Annotated in this window: 17 protein-coding genes and 2 pseudogenes; 6 read left to right on the top strand and 13 right to left on the bottom strand. The window is 52.1% G+C overall.

The window, feature by feature from the left end; genetic code table 11:
• Nucleotides 1-4 precede the first annotated feature (4 nt).
• From EDM54_RS18685 to EDM54_RS18675, 3 genes are read left to right on the top strand one after another with little or no spacing between them, the layout of a single operon-like run.
• On the top strand, nucleotides 5-979 hold the full coding sequence (locus tag EDM54_RS18685) for an ABC transporter ATP-binding protein (protein ID WP_031932185.1): 975 nt from the start codon (nucleotides 5-7) through the stop codon (nucleotides 977-979).
• 6 nt (nucleotides 980-985) lie between these two features.
• The gene (locus tag EDM54_RS18680) at nucleotides 986-1780 is read left to right on the top strand and encodes an ATP-binding cassette domain-containing protein (RefSeq protein ID WP_122958619.1); all 795 of its coding nucleotides are present in this window, start codon (nucleotides 986-988) and stop codon (nucleotides 1778-1780) included.
• 54 nt (nucleotides 1781-1834) lie between these two features.
• Nucleotides 1835-2365, top strand: coding sequence for a cupin domain-containing protein (locus EDM54_RS18675; protein WP_003388131.1), 531 nt, complete (start codon nucleotides 1835-1837; stop codon nucleotides 2363-2365).
• Nucleotides 2366-2531: 166 nt separating this feature from the next.
• Here EDM54_RS18675 and EDM54_RS18670 read toward each other — a convergent pair whose 3' ends face one another.
• From EDM54_RS18670 to EDM54_RS18660, 3 genes are all read right to left on the bottom strand, one after another.
• A complete protein-coding gene (locus EDM54_RS18670) occupies nucleotides 2532-4070 on the bottom strand; it encodes an MDR family MFS transporter (RefSeq protein ID WP_003388133.1) in 1539 nt (512 codons plus the stop codon).
• A 178-nt stretch (nucleotides 4071-4248) separates the two neighbouring features.
• Nucleotides 4249-4932: a hypothetical protein gene (locus tag EDM54_RS18665; protein ID WP_024983481.1), complete on the bottom strand. Its 684-nt coding sequence runs from the start codon at nucleotides 4930-4932 to the stop codon at nucleotides 4249-4251.
• Nucleotides 4933-5050: 118 nt separating this feature from the next.
• Complete coding sequence (locus tag EDM54_RS18660; protein ID WP_003388135.1) at nucleotides 5051-5620, bottom strand: FAD-dependent oxidoreductase; 570 nt, start codon at nucleotides 5618-5620, stop codon at nucleotides 5051-5053.
• Between the two features lie 205 nt (nucleotides 5621-5825).
• On the opposite strand from EDM54_RS18660, the gene EDM54_RS18655 reads away from it, so the two are divergent.
• On the top strand, nucleotides 5826-6431 hold the full coding sequence (locus EDM54_RS18655; RefSeq protein ID WP_003388136.1) for a TetR/AcrR family transcriptional regulator: 606 nt from the start codon (nucleotides 5826-5828) through the stop codon (nucleotides 6429-6431).
• A gap of 337 nt (nucleotides 6432-6768) precedes the next feature.
• On the opposite strand, the gene cyoD is transcribed toward EDM54_RS18655, so the two are convergent.
• From cyoD to vanG, 8 genes and pseudogenes are all read right to left on the bottom strand, one after another.
• Nucleotides 6769-7080, bottom strand: a complete 312-nt coding sequence (cyoD, locus tag EDM54_RS18650) for a cytochrome o ubiquinol oxidase subunit IV (RefSeq protein WP_003388137.1) — start codon at nucleotides 7078-7080, stop codon at nucleotides 6769-6771.
• A gap of 1 nt (nucleotide 7081) precedes the next feature.
• A complete protein-coding gene (gene cyoC, locus EDM54_RS18645; protein ID WP_003388138.1) occupies nucleotides 7082-7702 on the bottom strand; it encodes a cytochrome o ubiquinol oxidase subunit III in 621 nt (206 codons plus the stop codon).
• Nucleotides 7702-9672: a cbb3-type cytochrome c oxidase subunit I gene (locus EDM54_RS18640; RefSeq protein WP_024983482.1), complete on the bottom strand. Its 1971-nt coding sequence runs from the start codon at nucleotides 9670-9672 to the stop codon at nucleotides 7702-7704. Before EDM54_RS18640 ends, cyoC begins: the two co-directional genes overlap by 1 nt.
• A gap of 23 nt (nucleotides 9673-9695) precedes the next feature.
• The gene (gene qoxA, locus EDM54_RS18635; RefSeq protein WP_024983483.1) at nucleotides 9696-10652 is read right to left on the bottom strand and encodes a cytochrome aa3 quinol oxidase subunit II; all 957 of its coding nucleotides are present in this window, start codon (nucleotides 10650-10652) and stop codon (nucleotides 9696-9698) included.
• Between the two features lie 366 nt (nucleotides 10653-11018).
• A complete protein-coding gene (locus tag EDM54_RS18630) occupies nucleotides 11019-11228 on the bottom strand; it encodes a hypothetical protein (protein ID WP_003388141.1) in 210 nt (69 codons plus the stop codon).
• A gap of 217 nt (nucleotides 11229-11445) precedes the next feature.
• A pseudogene (gene vanT, locus EDM54_RS18625) lies at nucleotides 11446-13589 on the bottom strand (serine racemase VanT catalytic subunit).
• Complete coding sequence (locus EDM54_RS18620) at nucleotides 13586-14350, bottom strand: M15 family metallopeptidase (RefSeq protein ID WP_024983484.1); 765 nt, start codon at nucleotides 14348-14350, stop codon at nucleotides 13586-13588. The pseudogene vanT and the gene EDM54_RS18620 overlap by 4 nt, the downstream one beginning before the upstream one ends.
• Nucleotides 14347-15396: a D-alanine--D-serine ligase VanG gene (gene vanG, locus EDM54_RS18615; protein WP_024983485.1), complete on the bottom strand. Its 1050-nt coding sequence runs from the start codon at nucleotides 15394-15396 to the stop codon at nucleotides 14347-14349. Before vanG ends, EDM54_RS18620 begins: the two co-directional genes overlap by 4 nt.
• 353 nt (nucleotides 15397-15749) lie before the next feature.
• Between vanG and EDM54_RS18610 the strand changes: the two genes are divergently transcribed.
• Together EDM54_RS18610 and EDM54_RS18605 are read left to right on the top strand one after the other, a co-directional pair.
• A complete protein-coding gene (locus EDM54_RS18610) occupies nucleotides 15750-16154 on the top strand; it encodes a MerR family transcriptional regulator (RefSeq protein ID WP_170208341.1) in 405 nt (134 codons plus the stop codon).
• Between the two features lie 7 nt (nucleotides 16155-16161).
• A complete protein-coding gene (locus EDM54_RS18605) occupies nucleotides 16162-17091 on the top strand; it encodes a DMT family transporter (RefSeq protein WP_039070792.1) in 930 nt (309 codons plus the stop codon).
• Between the two features lie 62 nt (nucleotides 17092-17153).
• Here EDM54_RS18605 and EDM54_RS18600 read toward each other — a convergent pair whose 3' ends face one another.
• Nucleotides 17154-17849 carry a response regulator transcription factor gene (locus EDM54_RS18600; RefSeq protein ID WP_003388149.1) on the bottom strand — a complete coding sequence of 232 codons (696 nt, stop codon included), beginning with the start codon at nucleotides 17847-17849 and terminating at the stop codon, nucleotides 17154-17156.
• A 416-nt stretch (nucleotides 17850-18265) separates the two neighbouring features.
• Nucleotides 18266-19216 (bottom strand): annotated as a pseudogene (locus EDM54_RS18590) (threonine ammonia-lyase).
• Nucleotides 19217-19229 lie beyond the last annotated feature (13 nt).

Below are 19229 nucleotides of genomic sequence, written 5' to 3'. Positions count from 1 at the left end.
ACCTATGCTTCTTACAATCAAAGACCTGTCTGTCGAATTTTCCTCGATGCAGCAGACCGTCAAAGCGCTGAACCACGTCTCTTTTTCCATCGACCAGGGGGAAATTGTCGGCATCGTGGGAGAATCCGGCTCGGGCAAGTCGGTTACGGCGCTAACCATTCTCGGGCTGCTGGATAACAATGCGACGATCAAAAACGGAGAAATTCTTTATAAAGGAAGAAACGTCCTGCAGCTTCACAAAAAGGAGCAGCAATCCCTTCGGGGCAAGCAGATCGGCATGATCTTCCAGGAGCCGATGACGGCCCTCCACCCGACGATGCGGATCGGGGATCAACTGGCCAAGGTCATTCACCGGCACCGTGAGATCGCCTACAAGGAAGCTTACCGGCAAGCCGTCCTCAGCCTGGCGGAGGTAAAGATCAACGAGCCGGAGCTGGTCGCACGGAAGTACCCGTTTGAACTGAGCGGCGGCATGCGCCAGCGGGTCGTGATCGCGCTGGCGATGTCGGCGCCACCTGACTTGTTGATCGCCGACGAGCCGACTACAGCGCTGGACGTGACCATCCAGCATGAAATTCTCAAGCTGATGAAGGAGCTGGCTGAAAAACGCGGCACGTCCATCATGCTGATCACCCACGATCTCGGTGTCGTTGCCGAGGTATGCCAGCGGGTCGTCGTCATGTATGCGGGTGAAGTGGTTGAAACGGGAACGACCGATGAAGTACTCGCTCATCCCGTTCATCCGTACACACGCGCCCTGATCGGAGCCCTGCCAGACCTCGCTTCCCCTGATCAGCCGCTGCATGCGATCCCGGGGGAGTCTCCCGATCTGCGGAATTTGCCGTCCGGCTGCGTTTTCGCGCCGCGCTGCGACCGTGCCTTGCCGCTCTGCCGCGAGGACCATCCTGTTTTGGAGCCGGTACCGGGCTCGCGAGACGCATCGACAGGTACACATCAAGTCGCTTGCTGGGTGAGGTGATTACATATGGAAGCACTGCTGCAGCTTTCCGGCGTCAGCAAGCAATACGGGAAGGGAAGCCAACTGTTTCACGCTGTCTCTGACGCCGCTTTTTCGATCTATCCCGGTGAGACGTTTGGCCTGATTGGCGAATCCGGTTCCGGCAAAAGCACGCTGGGAAAAATGGTAACAGGACTGGAATACCCGACTTCCGGGTCCCTTCTGTACCAAGGAAGTCCGCTTTGGAACGGGAAAAAATTCAACAGAAGGAAGCCTGGCGAGATGCAGATCGTCTTTCAGGACCCGCAGTCCTCTCTCGATCCGCGGATGAAGGTTCAAGACATCATACTCGAGCCGCTGTGGGCCCTGCCTGCCGATGAACGGAGGCAAAAGGGCAGCACGGAACGATTGCACGCCCTGATCGCACGGGTAGGCCTCAAGCCGGAGCATCTGCCGCGCTATCCCCACGAATTCAGCGGAGGCCAGCGCCAGCGAATCGCCATCGCACGGGCCCTGATTACCGATCCGACGTTCGTTATCTTGGACGAACCCACCTCGGCTCTGGACGTTTCCGTTCAGGCGCATGTCCTCAATTTATTGAAGGAGTTAAAGCGCGAACGGGGCCTCACCTATCTCTTCATCTCGCACAACATGGCGGTCATTCGCTACATGTGCGACCGGATGGCCGTCATGCAGAAGGGAAGAATTGTGGAGACGGGAACCGTTGAAGACATTTTTAAGCATCCGCAGGAAGCCTACACGAAGACCTTGTTGTCGTCCCTTCCAAGCCTGCACAAGGAAAACGCCTCTCTTCACGCATGAATGAAGAACACATGAGCCAACAGACTAGCTTGCATAGCAAAGAAGGTCGATACCATGTTCAACGGAGCGGAACTTAGAGAAATCCGCAAACAAAAACAGCTGACCCTGCAAAATCTTGCCAATCGGACCGGTCTCAGCATGAGCCTGCTTTCCCAAATCGAACGCGGCCTGGTCGATCCCACCGTAGGAACGTTTTGGAAAATCTGCTCCGCTCTCGATGTACCGATCAATCATTTTTTCAAGGCAAAGGATGACGAAGAACCTGTCATCCGACGCGATCAGCACAAGATCATTCAGTTGAAGAACACTCACGTCAAGTATCACGTACTCACGCCCATACAGGCCGGAAAAATCGAATTCCTGCTGATCGAAATCGAGCCCGGGGAGACACTGGAGCAGGAGCAGATTTCCCACTCCGGAGAAGAGTGCGGCTTCATTCTCAAGGGCGAGCTGAAGGTGCTGCTCGCCGATCGCGAGTACCATCTGTACGAAGGCGACAGCATCGGTTTCAACAGCTCGTCGCCCCATCGGTTTATCAACCCTGGAAACTCTGTCTCCCTGGCGATTTGGGCACGGGCTACGTAGGTTTCCTTCGACACCAGAACAACGTCCGTCTGATCAAAAAAGCTCCGGGGCCAGCTTAGCCTCGGAGCTTTTTACCGTCGTTTATCGTCGTTTATCGCTTAATCGGAAGGAATAAATACAAGAGTGATGCGTCTGTCTCCATGCGGAGATCTCGCCTCTCCCCCGACTATGTACGATCCCCGGCAGGCTTGGGCGACTTCGCCTGCCCAACGGGAGCTGCCACCCGCTCATTTCCCATCATCAGGATAAACAGAACGGCCAGAATGGCGGGGACCAGCGCCCAAAGAAAGGTATGGGCGATGGAGCTTGCCAGCGTGTCCGTTATTTTTTCCAAAACGGGAGCCGGAATTTGTGCTCTTGTCTCCGGCGATAGAATAGCTCTCGGATCGGAGAGTGACCCGCCTGGAATCGCACCGCCATTTCCCGCAAGAGCAGTGCTCAAGCCACTCTCAAACAAATTTCGCTGAATGATGCCAAAAATCGTGATCCCCAGCGTCATCCCGAGCGAACGGAAAAAGGAGTTGGTCGACGAGGCAGATCCTCGCTGCCGCATGTCAAAATTGTGAATCGCCGCCATCCCCAGGACGGAAAAAGAGAACCCGACGCCAAAGCCGGTAAGAATCATATAAATCGTTACCATGACGCGCGAGGTTTCCGGCGAGAGCGTTCCGAGCAAAAGAAGCCCCGGAACGAAAAACACGGCTGAGATCAGCATGATGTTGCGGAAGCTCGTCTTGGTCGTGAGCAGCCCTCCGACCTGGCTGCCGGCAACAGAGCCGAGCATCATCGGCGTGAGCAGCAGGCCGGAGTTGGTCGCGCTCCCGCCAAATACGCCTTGAATAAAGATCGGAATGTAGATGGTCGCAATGATAAACGCCGAGCCGTACAGGAGCGCCACGCCGTTGCTCGCGGCAAACAAACGCTTTCTGAACATGGCAAACGAGATGATCGGTTCCGCTGCCTTCCGCTCAACCGCGATAAAGGCGGCAAACAGGATCACAAACACAGCGAACAACGCGATGATCTGAACCGAATCCCATGCGTACTGATTGCCGCCAAGCTCCAGAGCAAACATCAAGCTGACGACGGCACCGACCAGGGTTATCGCACCCCACCAGTCAATGCTTTGCTTGTTGTGCGCCAGCGACTCCTTGTAGTGCAGACTGATAAAAAGCAGGGACAATAGCCCGATCGGCACATTGATGTAAAAGACCCAATGCCAGCCGAAATACTCCGTTATGTATGCTCCAAGCAGCGGACCAAAGACACTGGATGTACCGAAGACAGCTCCGAACAGTCCGGTCATCTTTCCCCGTTTTTCCGGCGGGAAAATATCAAAAATGATGGTGAAGGCAATCGGCATCAGCGCGCCTCCGCCAATCCCCTGGATCGCCCGGTATACACTCAGCTCGATCATGCTGCCCGCTGTCCCGCACAGGATGGAGCCCAGCAAAAAGACGGCAAGGCCAAAAATGTAAAACCGTTTGCGTCCGTACATGTCGGACAGCTTTCCGAAGATCGGCATCCCCGCCATCGTGGCTACCATATAAGCGGAGGTCACCCAGACGAACTTGTCCATTCCCCCCATCTCGGACACTATCGTCCCCATGGCTGTAGCCACAATCGTATTGTCCATCGATGCCATCAGCAGACCGAGCAGGAGCCCGGCTACGACAAATCCCGTTTTGCTTTCTTTGGCAATCACGCCGCACCCCTCCTATTTCCATGCTTGCCCACGAATTATATTGTAATCCAGGCCAACGAGTTGTTATGAAAAGATTGATAAAAAAACAGCGCACATGACATGGCGCTGTAAAAGGAAGACCGCTGGACCGCTCAGGCCCCGAGATGCGGTTAACCCGTCATTCTCATCAGCCTGGCGATCAGCGGGGATTGCTGTAATGCGTAGTTACAGACGGTTGAAAGCCAGCCTGCTGGCTCTGATACATTTTGTATCCGGCTTCCGATATCGGTTCCACCATCGGCTTGATCTCTCCGGTGTACACATTTTTGGAGAACGGCATATTAAAGGTCCGCACCCCATCGCTTTTGCGCATGATAGACCCATCCGAGAGCTCGACCCAATTGCTTCGCTGACTGCCGTAATCGACTACATAAACGCCCTCGTCCGTGTAAAACGGAGCGTTATAGCCAGGAGAAGCTTCCGGCTGTTGCTGCGTCTGTACCTTTGGTGCCGGTGTTTTCTTTGCTGCCTGTTTTTTCGGCTGCGTCTTTTTTCTCGCAGTTGCAGTCTGAGTGGCCTTCTTGGCCGGAGACTTGGAGGCCGCCGACTGGGCCGTTTGCTTCTGTTCCCCCGCCCCTGCAGATTGCAATTGAGGGGAAGCAGCGGTATTTTCTCTAGCTGCGAACTGCTGAAAAGCGACCTCGGTCTTTTTCGGGTCTTGGTTGGAAAAATCCGTCCCTGCCGCTGTCGCCTGCACGCGAGATTCGGCCTTTGGCTCCGCTGCCTTTGTCCCCGCCGATACCGACTTGATCAGCGCAGGCCAAATGTACGCATTGAGGCCAAGCAAGGCCACCATCAATGTAATCCCCAGGACTTTTTTCATTTCGTATTCAGCTCCGTAAGTAACCTGATCTATGTAGCAAATGGTTCTGCCCAAATCAATAATGACTTCAGAACTATTATACAAGAAAAAGGTGCCTGGGGAAGCAAGAAATGGCTGATTAATTTGTCTTCAATATATCGTGGTCGACGTAGCGCTCGCCGTTCAGCTCGCTGATGACATTGATCGCTACCTTGGCTCCGTCGCCTGCGGTGATAATCGTGTGGACGCTGGCTCCCGCGCATGTCCCGGCAGCCCAAAATCCGGGTACGTTGGTCTTCCCTGCCGCATCTGCGTCGATGACTGTTTTGATCCGGGGTTCGGTGCCAGGCTTTGTCGCCACGCCTGCTTTTTCCGCCAGTTCGACCAGTACGCCGGTGGCGAGGATGACATGCTTGGCTTCATATGTCGCGTTTTCTCCTGCGGCAATCACAAAACCATCGCCTGATTTGGAAATATCAGTTACTTGGGCAGCGACCAGCTCAGCGCCGAAGTGCGCCGCTTGCTTTTTCCCCAGCTCTACCATGTCCGGTCCGGTAATTCCCTCTACTCCGTAGTGATTCTCAATCCAAGCCCGTTTGGTCATGCTTTTGTCATTGTCGAGAAGCAAAGTGCTCTTTCCCGCCTTGGCTGCAAAAAGCGCTGCGCTTGCCCCGGCTGGACCTGCTCCAATAATGGCGATATCGTACATAATGTCAACACACCCTTTCTGGACTTCTTTTAATCAACTTAATTATATAATAAGTAACAAAAATAGAAACCATTTTTTACAGTTTGCCCGCGGTTTTTCAATCTTACCATCAGCAGTCTCCATTCTTGACGCCTGCTCCGCAGTAGTGATAAAAATAACTGATAAGTTACTTTTCTCGTCGCTTTTGTTTGGGAGGGAACCAAGGATGGAAACACAAGAACGAAACAGGACCGCAAAAGGCGAGGCCAGCAGACAGCGGCTGCTTGCTGCCGCGACTGCCCAGTTTGCCCGCAAAGGCTACCACCATACCAAAGTCAGCGACATCGTCAAAGCCGCCGGATTGACCCAGGCTGCTTTTTATCTCTATTTTCCGAGCAAGGAAGCCATCTTTACAGAGCTGGTGGACAGCTTTCGGATGAAGCTGGCAACGCTCGCCCAATCAGCCGGAAAAGTGGCGTCGCTCGCTCCGGGAGAAGCAGCCAGGCAAATCAAAGAAAATCTGCGGGACGTCTTTGCCTTTCTGCAATCCGAGCCCGAACTGACCCGGATCGCCTGGTTTGAGTCTCCAGACGCAAAAGAAATGAAGGAAAAAGTAATCGCGCTATTGAGCGCCCACATCCTGAACAATCAGCAAGCCGGCCATATTCGCAAAGAGCTGGTCCCCGAAGTGGCCGCCTGCTGCATCGTCGGCATGATTGACCAGTTGACCGAGCGATGGATCGTGACCGGGGAGAAACAGCCGGAGCAGTTGACGGAAGAAATGTCCGAGCTGCTGCTTTACGGCGTACTTGCTCCCTATCAAAGCAGGTGACGCTTCATCCGACTTCTAGCTTGCACATGTTCATACAGTTGACAATGCATCCCGATAGCTAGTCTATACCCGATCATCCGGTTGACTGCATCCGACAATCTGCAGTCGTTCATCCAGATCACGTAAGATTCATATTCGCAATCCAGTCGGAATATCCAAAGAAAAAGTCCCGGGCTTTTCATCCTTTTCTTCCCCGAATTACTTTAAAAATAAGACGCTTCTCCCCACTACGGCCACTTTCCAATCCTTCTTTTAAAATGAATCGTTCTCCGTATGCAAAAAAGCGCTCCCCTTAATCGGGAAGCGCTTTGCTATGCTCTTGGTTCACTTTCGAACCTTAGTACTTGTTGAACGTCATGATCCAGATAGAACCGGCAACGATCGTAAACACGATCACCAGCCCCAGGATCAGGGTTTGCACATTGTATCGCGGCTTTTCTCCCTCTCTGATATGCATGAAGAAGAATAGCTGCACAATAAATTGCAAGATGGCCATCACCATGATCGTGATCACGAGTGCCGTTTTTTCAAGCATGTGGTTCATAACCAGCACGAGCGGGATAATGGTCAGCACAATCGACAAGATAAAGCCGATCACATACGATTTGAGCGATCCATGATTGTGGTTGTCATGGTTTTCATGATGCATCCTACATCACCCCCAACAGGTAGACGACCGTGAACAGGAAGATCCACACGACGTCCAGGAAGTGCCAGTACAAGCTCAGGTTGGTCACTTTGCGGCGGGTAACCGGCGTAATCCCGCGGCGGGCGAGCTGGATCATGATCGCCACCATCCAGAACAAACCTACCGAGACGTGCAGACCGTGCGTACCGACCAGCGTATAGAACGCGGAGAGGAACGCACTGGTGGAAATGGTCGCACCTTCATGCACCATGTGCACAAATTCGGTAACCTCCAGCGCGATAAAGCCCAAGCCGAGCAGCGCTGTTACAACCAGCCAGCCAATCAGCTTTTTCACGTTTCCTTTGTTCATTGCCAGAACAGCCAAACCGCTGGTGAAGCTGCTGGTCAACAGGATAAAGGTTTCCGCGATGACACCCGGCATTTGAAACAGTTCCTTTGGTGTCGGGCCACCAGCGTAGTTGTGCATCAGCACCGCATAGGTGGCAAACAGCGTACCAAACAAGATACAGTCGGTTACAACGAATATCCAGAAACCAAGTACTTTGAGCTGCTCATGATCTTCATGACCATGATCGTGGTCGTGCCCGTGACTATGGTCGTGATGTTTTGCCACTTGTTGCATTATACAACCCTCCCCAGTGAAGCCTCCGTGCTGCGCACTTCATCCACCGGTACGTAATAATCCGTATCATATTGGAAGGAACGCGCCCACATCGACAGGGCCACGCCAATAAATCCAATCACGGCCATCCATACCCAGCCGAACGTAAAGCCAAATCCGACCAAGAACCAGAAGCAGGACATGATAAACGGAATACCCGAGTTTTTCGGCATATGGATCGGTTCCAGATGCACAGGCTCTTTTTTATAGGTGCCGTTTGCCATCGCTTGTTTTGTATGCCACCAGTCGTCCGCTTCTTTTACCTCAGGAACGACGGCGAAGTTGTAAAACGGTGCCGGGGACGGAATAGACCATTCCAGCGTGCGTCCGTTCCACGGATCGCCTGTTGTGTCGCGTTCACCGCGCTTGATGCTGTAGACGATCTGCCATACTTGGAAGATGAAGCCGATCCCCATCAGGAACGCCCCGACGGTGGAAATCAGGTTGAGGTCAGCCCAACCGCGGTCCCATCCATACGTGTAATAGCGACGGGTCATACCCATGAAACCAAGCGCGTATTGCGGCATGAAGCAAACGTAGAAACCGATATTCCAGAACCAGAAGCCCCATTTTCCGAGCTTCTCGTCAAGCTTGAAGCCGAACAGTTTTGGCCACCAGTAGTAGATACCTGCCAGGTAACCGAACACAACCCCACCGATCAACACTTGGTGGAAGTGAGCAATCAAGAAGTAGCTGTTGTGGTACTGATAGTCCGCTGGAGCGACAGCCAGCATAACCCCGGTTGCTCCCCCTACGAGGAAGCAAGGAATAAACGCGATCGTCCACAGCATCGGCTGTTTGAACGAAATCCGTCCGCGGAACATGGTGAACAGCCAGTTGAACACCTTCACCCCGGTCGGAATCGCGATGACCATCGTCGATATCGCAAAGAACGCGATAACGCTTGCGCTCGTACCCATCGTAAAGAAGTGGTGAGCCCAGGTGAAGAACGATGCGATCGCAATCGTCATCAAGGCTGCCACCATGGATTTGTAGCCAAAGACTGTTTTCTTCGAGAACGTAGCCACGACCTCAGAGAAGATACCGAAGGCCGGCACGACCACGATGTATACTTCCGGGTGACCCCACATCCAGATCAGATTGAGGTACATCATCGGATTACCGCCGCCGTCCATAGTGAAGAAGTGGGCACCTGCAAAGCGGTCGAGGAACAGCAGCGCCAGTGTTACGGTCAAAATCGGGAAAGCAAAGATAATCATGATACAACTGGACAGTACGGACCAGCTAAACAACGGCATTTTCATCAACTTCATGCCAGGAGCGCGCATTTTCAAAATGGTCACGATGAAGTTAATCCCCGTGGCCAAACTACCGATACCGGAGATCTGTATCCCCCATATCCAGAAGTTCTGCCCCGGCCCCGGACTGAAATCATTTTCCGAAAGCGGCGGGTAAGACAGCCAGCCGGCATCCGGGGAGCCCCCGATGACGAACGACAGGTTGAACAGCATCGCACCCAGCATGAACAGCCAGAAGCTGACTGCGTTCAGAAACGGATAGGCAACGTCCCGCGCGCCAAGCTGCAGCGGAACGACCATGTTGAACAAACCGAACATCATCGGCATCGCCATGAACAAAATCATGATCGTACCGTGTGTCGTAAAGATGGCATTATAGTGATCGGAGTGCAAAAACTCCACATTCGGGAATGCCAGCTGCAGACGCATCAGGATGGCGTCAACCCCGCCCCGGAACAGCATCAGCAGAGAGGCGATCAGGTACATGATCCCGATTCGCTTATGGTCGACCGTGGTCAGCCATTCGCGCCACAGCCAGCCCCATTTTTTATACTTGGTCAGAACGAAGACGATCGCGACCACGGTGAGTGCGATGGAAACGTCCGCGCCGTAGATCAGTGGATCACCTGTTACAAAGAACGTGGATGCAAACTCCTTTATGTTTTCCCACACTTGGTATTCCTCCTCCCTCTCAACTAGTGGTTGTGATGATGGGTTTCTGTCGAAGAAGCCTCATCTGTCTTGTTGCCCGATTCCTGCCCGGTTGCAGGCATCGGTTTTTTCATGACATAGTCCATGTCATGTCCATGGCTGTGTTTCATGACGATTTCTTCAAACAACCCTTCAGGGAATGCAGAATACGTCTTTTTATCCGTCAAGCCAGGCTTTCTCAACTCTTCGTAATCTTCCTTCGTCATAACAGGTGTCGTGTTCTTCACCTGCTGCACCCATTTGTCAAACTCTTCCTGCGGTTTGGCCTCTACCTTGAATTCCATATGAGCGAACCCTTCTCCAGTAAAGTTGGCTCCTCTGCCATAGAACTCGCCAGGCTTATCCGCTTGCAGGTACAGCTCGGTCGCCATCCCGGACATCGCATAAATCTGGCCGCCAAGCTCCGGTACCCAGAAGGAGTTCATAGGACCGTCCGCCGACAATTGAAATTGAACAGGTACGCCAGCAGGAATTTCCAGATAGTTCACTGTTGCGATGTTTTGTTCAGGATAAGTAAACATCCATTTCCAGTTCAAAGAAGTAACCTGAATGGTCATCGGCTTCACAGCCTGATTCGGCGATTCTTTCAACGCGTAAGTATCCCGCACCGTGAAATATCCCAGGATCGCAATAATGATGACCGGAATACCCCACCAAATAACCTCAAGGGTTGTACTGTGTGCCCAATCCGGCTTGTATGGCGCTTTATTGTCCTTGGTATCCCGATATCGATAGACGATAAAAGCAGTAAGCGCAAGAACCGGAATGATGATGATCGCGCACAATATCACGGAAATCATAATGAGATTGTACTGCGTCTCTGCGACAGGCCCTTTCGGATTCAGGACAACGTAATCGCTTCCGCATCCCGACAACAGGACGCTGGCGATAATCGCCATTAACCAGAAGCCCATCTGACGAAACGTCTTCGCTCTGTTCATTTCTTCTACCCCTTCCTCGTTCGCCACAGAAAAGGAAACGATCGTCCCCAATTTGTTCACATGAATTAAACTTTTCTTCGCCTTCACATACTAACAGACAGAACGATTTTCCGCAGTGGGTTTTTGACACCGTTCAACATTCTGTCTTTATTTTGTTACAAAGTGTTCAAGAAGGGTTCACGAGTTGATCATAATATTGTTATCGATCTCCTGCATTGGATTTGATCTGCCAAAAATGGTCATGTTTTCAGTGAAACTAAAAAAAAGCGGATGCTGCCGCTGTGGCAAGCATCCGCTTTATCGGTTGGATCGTTTTGATTCGAGTTCTTTCCTTATTATAGACCTGGCCCGTCTGGTCATACTGGTTTAACTGTTCGGTTCCAGATGAAGCAGTCGAAATACAACGCTGAGCAGGAAAATATTCGACGCTGCAATCAAAAACCCGATCGCTGCCATCAGACCGAAGTTTTCCGCCCTGAAATCGCTTACATGCGTAACGAACAAAAGTGCACCGATGAAGAAAGTGATCCAAGCGAACCATTTGAGTGTGTTTGCTGCTTTCATCCCGTTATTCATAACACATGACCCCTGTCTTTGTGTTTTCGAAATATTGTTACTTACATTGTAACACACTTTTCACTTGTTGTTCACTTTTTGTTCAAATTATTTTCAAAATCTTACTCTTGAGGAGTTTGATTGGGAAGCCGGCCGTCAATTATGAACAAAAATCAACAACCCGGCCTCCGCGCAAATGTGACAGACGGGGTCTTTTCCTGCCACGATCCGTTTTCCGTCAATCCGACACATAGACGCGCTCAAGCCGATTTCCCAGCCTGCTGCACAATTCATTCGTAATCGTTCCTGCCTGCTTTGCGACCTGCTCCGCTGTTATCCGCTCCGTGCCGTCCTCGCCGATCAGCGTCACGATGTCATTTTGCCGGACATCCGGTATCCCGCTGCAATCGATCATGAGCTGGTCCATGCAAATTCTGCCGATGACAGGAGCCTTTTTCCCTTTCACCAGCACATAACCGCCGCCGCACGACAAGCATCTGGGAAAGCCGTCCGCATATCCGATGGAAACGACTGCGATTGTCATGTCGTAAGGAGCGGTAAAGCGGCACCCATACCCGACGGTCTCGCCCGCCCCGATCTCTTTTGTGAGCGCTACCCTCGCCTTCAAGGAGAGGACCGGGCGCAGGTCCACGGACAACTTCGTTTGATCCTCTGCCGTACTCAGCACGCCGTACAAGGCAATGCCGATCCGGGCGTAGTCGCACTGCAGCTCGGGAAAGTTCAACACGCCGTAGCTGCTCTGGATGTGTACGTTTGGCAGGTCGTATCCCCAATCCCTTAGCTGGGCCAGCACGCCGTAAAAATTGTCGATCTGAAAGCGGGAGAAATTCATTCCCGCCGGGCTGGAATCATCGGCCATGCCAAGATGCGTAAAGATGCCCTCCACGCTCAAGTTTTTGCAAGCAAACATGCCGGCTATCCCGCGTACGTTTTGATAGTCCTCCCCGAGCCGGTGCATCCCTGTGTCAATCTTTACGTGAACCTTTATTTTGCGTCCATACTGATCCAAAAGCTTGCCGTATTCGCAATCGACGACCGTCTGCGTCAAATCGTACCGGACCAGATCCGCAAATTCCTCCGGTGAAGTATAACCGAGGATGAGAATCTCTCCTGTTATTCCCTGTCTTCGCAGATGTACGCCCTCCCGGATGGCAGCCACGGCAAAGGCAGAAATCCCGATTCGATTCAGTTCCTTTGCGACAACCGCATCTCCGTGCCCGTATGCATTTGCTTTCACGACCGCCATCACTTCGCACTTCGGCGGCAAAAGCTTCTTTAAAACCTTTGCATTGTGGCGAAGATGGTTCAAGTTGATCTCCGCCCACGCCCTGCTTTTCATACGATCTTCCTTTCTCTCTTCCGCTGCAGCAGCTTGGTGAGCAAGATAGCCCCCGCAAATGACAGAGCGGCTACCGCCACATAGTGGACGATACTATTTTCAATCAAAAGCGGCTGCATTTTTGCAATCTTGGCAAATCCGCGCACGACAATAATCGCCAGCGGGTGAATGATGTAGACAATCATCGAAATGGTCCGCAGGCTTCGGCTGCTTTTTCCCCTCCATAGAAGCAAGGATTGAAACAGGAAAAACATGCAGGGGAGCAGCATCACGTACATGCTGTCATGGCGCTGGAGAGAAAAATGGTGCAAGAGCAAGCCTTCCGCGAGCAAAAGCAAGAGCGAAACGGCAAGTCCGCCCATGCTTTCTCTCAAGCCAAATCCGCTTGTCTGCCGCGCGATCAGCCCGCCGAGCAAGAGAAAAACCGGGGCAAAAAACAAGCCGTTTCGCGTGTAATCCGAGAAGCTGAACAGCACGTCGTAAAACTGCGCAAAAAGCGGGACCTGCGATGTCAGGCCGTAGTAGCTGTCCCCGCCGAGCCCGATCATGTAAAGCAGCCCGGCAATCAACGCCACCACGCCGGTCTTGCAGCTTCGCAGCAGAAGATATACGAGCCCTGCTCCCAGAATCGTCGCCGGCAAGTACCACAAATGATAAAACGTGCCATCGAAGAAAATATCCTTCAGCAGGTTGGGCAAAAGCGGCGTGGTTTCAAAGTAGCCGGCATACACGTTTACGGGGAGAAAAAGCAGGATCGCCATGCCATACAGCTTGCACGACTTGACAAAAAATTTGGCCAGGCTGCCCCCGTCTCCACGCTTCTCGTCCATGTATCGCGGCAGCAAAAAAAATCCCGTTGCCATAAAGAAAAACGGGACGGCTACCCGCCCCAAAATTCTCGTCAAGATAAAGTCCCCTGTCTCGCTGACGGAGACGAGCGGGTACGTGTGGATGGCCACAACCAGAAAGGCTGCGATGATGCGAAAGGTATCAATGCCCGCATAGCCCGCGTCCTGTTTCATCCGTTCTTCCTCCAAACCGTTGCCACGAATCCATCCACGTTATTTCCCGACACCTCGCAGCGGGCGCCGCTCGGAATGTCAATCCGCACTGTCGGGGAAGACAGGGCATGTACGTAAAAAATTTCTGCTGTTTGTCCATCTGCTTCAAACAACAAGTGCTCTCCCCCATAGGGGAAGCTTTTCACAAACTCCGTATACTCTTCCAGGGTAAACTGATGCTTCCGGATCAGCTCCGCATGCGGATAACCGACATACCGGAAGTGCCAGGGCTCGTGGGCGATGCCTGTAATGGCCTCTTTTCCTTGCGGGTAGCGTTCAATAAACCCGTACCTCGCTGCTTTTAGCCGGAACTCCTGACAGATGCCGGTATAGGGAAAGTCCGGCCTGATAAAGTCGATCTCTTCCTTCTGCTCGCCCACGTCAATCGCCAGCCCTGTCTGGTGCTCGCTGTGGTTCGGATAAGCTACGTACTTTCGCGTAAATTCATCGCCGTTTTCCCGCATCGACTCGGTGTAGATGGTTTCCTGTTCTTTTTTTGTGCGATAGCCGCTGACAGGGACGATCCGCTCTCCGCCGTCGAGCGAGTGAATCAGCGCTGCGTACATCGCCGCCGCCCTTCGTTCCAGCAAAATGTCCGGGTGCCTGTGATCTGCGGGGATGAGCATGTCTTCCGCAGGCTCTTCAAAAACCGGGTGCATTCTGTTGATCAAGATCAGGCTGCCTTTATGCATATTGGCTTGTTCCAAAATCAATGTGTTCATTCCTCGATCGCCATCCTTATCAGCTTGTCTACGATTTCCTCAAACGACATGCCAATGCCCTTGAGCATATTCGGATAACGGCTGTGGGCGGTAAAGCCCGGGATGGTATTCACTTCATTAAAAACAAGCTCTCCCCCCGGCGTTACAAACATGTCGACTCTGGCAAAGCCGCGGCAGTCCAGCGCCTTGTAGATCGCAGCCGCTGTATGCTTTATCCGTTCGGCTGTCTGCTCGTCGACTCTGGCCGGCATGTGGATTTTGGAGGTTTTGAGCGTATATTTTTCGGTGTAGTCAAAGAACCCTTGCGACAGTTCGATTTCGTCCACTTCGCCGATAATCAGTTCCTCATTTCCCATCACGGCGCAGCCTACTTCGAATCCGTCGATGCCCTCCTCGATGACGACTTTTGGATCGTACTCCAGAGCGTTCACCGCCGCTTTGAAAAGGCCGTCTTCTCGCTCGACTTTGGTGATGCCAAACGATGACCCTGCCCTCGCAGGTTTGACAAACAACGGATAAGAAAGCTCCCGGACCAACTGTTGCAATTCTCCCTCGCTGATTTTGCCGTTTACGACGATGGAACGGGGCACCTTGATTCCCGCCTGCATGGCGATTTTGTGAGCCATGTCTTTATCCATGCACAGCGCCGAGCTGAGCGTGCCGCATCCTACGACAGGGATTCCGGCCAGTTCAAGCAAGCCTTGAATCGTGCCGTCTTCGCCGTTTTTTCCATGCAGGACGGGAAATGCGGCATCGATCCTGGTCGCTTTTATTCCGTCCCGATGAAACTCGATCACACCCCGAACATGCCTGCTTGGAGAAATAACGGCATGCACGCAGCCCGGGTCTGTGCTCCAAGTATCATCCATAATCTGTTCAAGGCTTCCGTTATACCGAAGCCATTCTCCCTGCCTCGTGATTCCTATCAAAACCGTTTCGTACCGGGATTGATTGACGTGTTTTATGACTGCATAGGCGGATTGCAGAGAAACTTCATACTCTGTGGAACATCCGCCAAACAGGATGGCTATTTTTTTCTTTTCCATCGGTTCCCGCTCCCTCCTCCAACAATGCCTGTGCCCCGGCTTGCGGGAAGCAGGCAATTGTATTGTAGCGAAACGAGACAGGCCGTCCTTTAACTTTGCCTAAGGGAATCCTTACGAAATCATTACGGAATCATGACGTTTCCAGAACAGGTGAGCTGGAATAGAGGCCTGAAAAAACGACCAACCCTGCTTCGGATTCCCGGAACCAAAGAGCAGGGTTTTCCTTTGATCGGATAATGAATCGATCTATGATACCAGACAGCGGCAAACAATCGTTTTTGAACTGCATTTCTTTGCTTGACTTAGAGTTACCTCTAAGAGGTAGGCTAGTTCTACATCTACAGAGAGGGATGATGATCTTGTTCACCATTCGGGAAGCTGCTGAAAAGTGCGGCATCAGCTCGTATACATTGCGGTATTACGAAAAAATCGGGTTGCTCCCCCCGCCCAAACGAGACAGCGCGGGGAGACGCTGCTACACGGAAACGGATCTCCGCTTCATGTGGTTCCTGAAGAGCGTAAAGGAAACCGGCATGTCTCTGGAAGAAATCCATGAGTTTGTAAAAGACGGCTGTATCATGGAAAAGATTCACCTGGATGTGCCGATAAAGGAGCTTACCCCATCCTTAAACAGGCGCATCGAGATTTTAACGAAGCATCTGGAGAATATGGAAGCGAAGAAGAAGGAGCTCGAAGAAGTGATCGCGGCAACAAAGTCGAAGCTCGACTCCTACCATTCCATGCTGAGTGAGGGGTGAACATCAAATGAAGCCTATGAAAATATACGCGATGCTGCTCGGGTTTTCTATTTTTACAGGAGCCACCTTCAACCTCGCCAAATACACAGTCGAATACTTGGCGCCTTCCTCCGCGGCGGCGTGGCGTTTTGGTTTGGCTGCCGTGGTCATGCTGGTCATTTTGCTTTTGACGGAAGGGGTAAACAAAAGCCTGCTCAAGAAAAATGCAATCGCCTATGCAGTCCTTGGAATTGTCGGGATCTTTGGATTCAACGCTCTGTTTTTTATCGGCATGAAATATACGTCACCTGTCAACGCGGCCTTGATCATGGGATTGAATCCTTTGCTCACGACCATTTTCGCCCGGATGATCTTGAAGGATAAAATTGTGAAAAGACAGGCAGTCGGCATCGCTTTTGCCTTTATCGGCGTGTTTCTCGTCATTACCCAGGGCTCGCTGGAGGCGATCGCCACCTTGTCGGTTTCAGTCGGAGATCTGCTTATTTTTGCAGGCAACCTTTGCTGGACGCTATATGCCGTGCTTGGACGCCGCTTTATAAAGGACGCCACTCCGCTGTCTACGACAACATACACGATGGCGGCCGGCGCGATTGGGTTAATCGTCGCTTCTTTGTTTACGTCCAACCCTGTTCCTCTTCCGGATGTTCCGGTCGGCGCTTGGGGCGCGGTTGCCTTTATGGCTGTCTTTACAAGCGTTTTGGGCTATCTGTGGTGGAATCAAGGGGTAAAAGAAATCGGGGCTGGGAAAACTTCTCTGTTTTTTAATCTTGTTCCTGTCGTTACGATGATCATTTCATTTGCCGCAGGAACCCCGATAACGTTCTTTCAAATGATCGGGGCTGCTCTCGTCATCGTCGGCGTTTTGGCTTCTTCGGGAATCTTCCAGCTTCCCAAAGCCCATGCAGAAAAGCAAAAGCGTATGCTTGCAGCAAAATGAATTGATCTTAGGCTGAATACTGCCGTATTTCTCATACAGAGATGCGGCTGTTGTCTGTCCGTTTACGGATCCATTTTGTAGCCAACGCCCCGTACCGTTTTGATATACGTCGGACTTTCTGCCGAGTCATTCAGCTTTTCACGCAAATTCCTGATATGAACCATGACGGTGTTGGTATTATGACTGTAGTATTTTTCTCCCCAAACCTCCTGGAACAATTTCTCGGAGCTGACCACCTGTCCTCTGTTCTCACTCAAGAGCCAGAGGATCGAAAATTCGGTAGGCGTGAGTGGCAAAAGGTTTCCGTTCAAGAAGCATTCGTGGGAGTTTCTATTTAATAGAAGACCCGCAAAAGCGATTTTGTCATCCTCCTGCTGTGGATCACGATTGTATGTTGTGTATCTTCTAAGCTGTGCTTTTACGCGAGCGACAAGCTCCAGCGGACGGCACGGCTTTGTGAGATAGTCATCCGCTCCGAGCGCCAAGGCGGTGATTCGGTCGATTTCCTCGTCTCGCGCTGACAGCATGATGATCGGAAAATAGGATGTTTCCCGAATGTGTCGGCAGAGCGCGAATCCGTCCATCCCCGGCAGCGTGACGTCCATAATGGCAAGGTCAGGCCGAACAGAATCGAGACAGCGAAGAGCCTCTTCGGCCGTATCGCATTTGTGAATGCTGTAATTCTCGTTTTTCAGGAAAAGCTCGATATACTCCGCGTATTCCCGTTCAGCATCGACGATTAAAATAGTAGAATTCATGACTTCTCCCTCTTTTAGCAAAGCGATAAGAACTCTATGTATTCTACTGAAGAAACACCGGGAATTTTGCGTAGAAATTCTTAAGATTCCCTTACAAAAAACGCACACATGAAAAAACCCGCCTCCGAGATTCGCCGGAAACGGGCATCGGTCTAGCCTTGTGATCCGGGTGCTTGCCCCGCAACGGCACGACGACGTGCTCAATACACGCCCATCCCAACCGCTCATCGCTCAGTTCGTCAAAGATTGTCCGCTTGATTATAGCCTGTGTGAATATAAAAATCCCTCCAGTGAAGCTAAGATAGCAAAAAAACGAAAAATCCACCTCTATTATTTGGAAAAGAGGCGGATTTTTTGGAGGATCCAAAAGCCACATGCCTGTCAAAATTTTCAATGCTTCCTCGTATTTGGCTCTTTTACGCTTTCAAAAATAAGTAAAGCCCATCGACGTCGACATTGCCGCCGGAAATGACCGTCACGACTTTTTTGCCGGAGAATGGCAGCTTGCCGAACATAGCTGCTGCCACAGTCGTAGCGCTGGACGGCTCGATCATCTGCTTCATGCGCTCCAGCACAAACCGCAACGCCTGCCGGATTTCCTCCTCGCTGACGAGGACCAGATCATCGAGGTGCTTCATCAGGACTGGAAAGGTAAGGTCACCCGGCTGCGTCGTCCTGAGGCCGTCCGCAATTGTTTTCGGGCCCGGGACGGACACGATGCTTCGCTGCTTCAGCGAAAGCTATGTATCGTTTGCCAATGCCGGCTCCACACCGATCACCCGGACTTTTGGCCTGGATTCCTTTACTGCAGTCAAAATGCCGGAAATCAGTCCGCCTCCGCCGATGGGTACGATGATCGCATCCACGTCGCTGAGCTGTTCCAGTATTTCCAGCCCAATGGTTCCCTGTCCGGCCATGATGGAAGGATCGTCATACGGGGGGATGTAGACGCCGTTCTCGCTCGCTGCGAGCTCCTTTGCCCGCGGGAGCCTTTCTGCCGATGTGTACCCGTATTTCTCCACCGCCCCCCGGTAGGACCGGATCGCGTCGATCTTGCACTGGGCAGCATCCTCAGGTACCACAATCGTCGCCGGAATCCCCAGCCTTTGCGCGATATACGCCACCGCCTGCCCGTGATTGCCCGAGGATGCCGCCGTCACATAGGCGGCTCCTGCTGATACAGCCTGCTTTACCTTATTGGTCGCTCCGCGAATTTTGAACGAGCCTGTCTTTTGCAAGTGCTCCGCTTTCAAGTAGATGTCATTGCCGCAGCGCAGGGAGAGCTGTTCGGAGTTCAAGAGCGGTGTGACTCGCACGACGTCAGCGATTTGTTGACGCGCTTCCTTCACTTGCTCCAGTCGAATCATCGGCACTTCTCCT

Source organism: Brevibacillus borstelensis (genome assembly GCF_003710865.1).
Classification (GTDB): Bacteria; Bacillota; Bacilli; order Brevibacillales; family Brevibacillaceae; genus Brevibacillus; species Brevibacillus borstelensis.
The sequence above is the reverse complement of the archived record's forward strand: the minus strand, read 5'-3'. Positions and strand labels throughout refer to the sequence as shown.

What these genes read in the sequence shown, in the direction of transcription:
- EDM54_RS18665 (WP_024983481.1), bottom strand. Translation starts at nt 4,932, where the DNA reads ATGAAAAAAGTCCTGGGGATTACATTGATGGTGGCCTTGCTTGGCCTC.
- EDM54_RS18655 (WP_003388136.1), top strand. Translation starts at nt 5,826, where the DNA reads ATGGAAACACAAGAACGAAACAGGACCGCAAAAGGCGAGGCCAGCAGA.
- EDM54_RS18680 (WP_122958619.1), top strand. Translation starts at nt 986, where the DNA reads ATGGAAGCACTGCTGCAGCTTTCCGGCGTCAGCAAGCAATACGGGAAG.
- EDM54_RS18630 (WP_003388141.1), bottom strand. Translation starts at nt 11,228, where the DNA reads ATGAATAACGGGATGAAAGCAGCAAACACACTCAAATGGTTCGCTTGG.
- EDM54_RS18600 (WP_003388149.1), bottom strand. Translation starts at nt 17,849, where the DNA reads ATGAATTCTACTATTTTAATCGTCGATGCTGAACGGGAATACGCGGAG.
- vanG (WP_024983485.1), bottom strand. Translation starts at nt 15,396, where the DNA reads ATGGAAAAGAAAAAAATAGCCATCCTGTTTGGCGGATGTTCCACAGAG.
- EDM54_RS18610 (WP_170208341.1), top strand. Translation starts at nt 15,750, where the DNA reads ATGATCTTGTTCACCATTCGGGAAGCTGCTGAAAAGTGCGGCATCAGC.
- EDM54_RS18605 (WP_039070792.1), top strand. Translation starts at nt 16,162, where the DNA reads ATGAAGCCTATGAAAATATACGCGATGCTGCTCGGGTTTTCTATTTTT.
- cyoC (WP_003388138.1), bottom strand. Translation starts at nt 7,702, where the DNA reads ATGCAACAAGTGGCAAAACATCACGACCATAGTCACGGGCACGACCAC.
- EDM54_RS18675 (WP_003388131.1), top strand. Translation starts at nt 1,835, where the DNA reads ATGTTCAACGGAGCGGAACTTAGAGAAATCCGCAAACAAAAACAGCTG.
- cyoD (WP_003388137.1), bottom strand. Translation starts at nt 7,080, where the DNA reads ATGCATCATGAAAACCATGACAACCACAATCATGGATCGCTCAAATCG.
- EDM54_RS18620 (WP_024983484.1), bottom strand. Translation starts at nt 14,350, where the DNA reads ATGAACACATTGATTTTGGAACAAGCCAATATGCATAAAGGCAGCCTG.
- EDM54_RS18660 (WP_003388135.1), bottom strand. Translation starts at nt 5,620, where the DNA reads ATGTACGATATCGCCATTATTGGAGCAGGTCCAGCCGGGGCAAGCGCA.
- EDM54_RS18685 (WP_031932185.1), top strand. Translation starts at nt 5, where the DNA reads ATGCTTCTTACAATCAAAGACCTGTCTGTCGAATTTTCCTCGATGCAG.
- qoxA (WP_024983483.1), bottom strand. Translation starts at nt 10,652, where the DNA reads ATGAACAGAGCGAAGACGTTTCGTCAGATGGGCTTCTGGTTAATGGCG.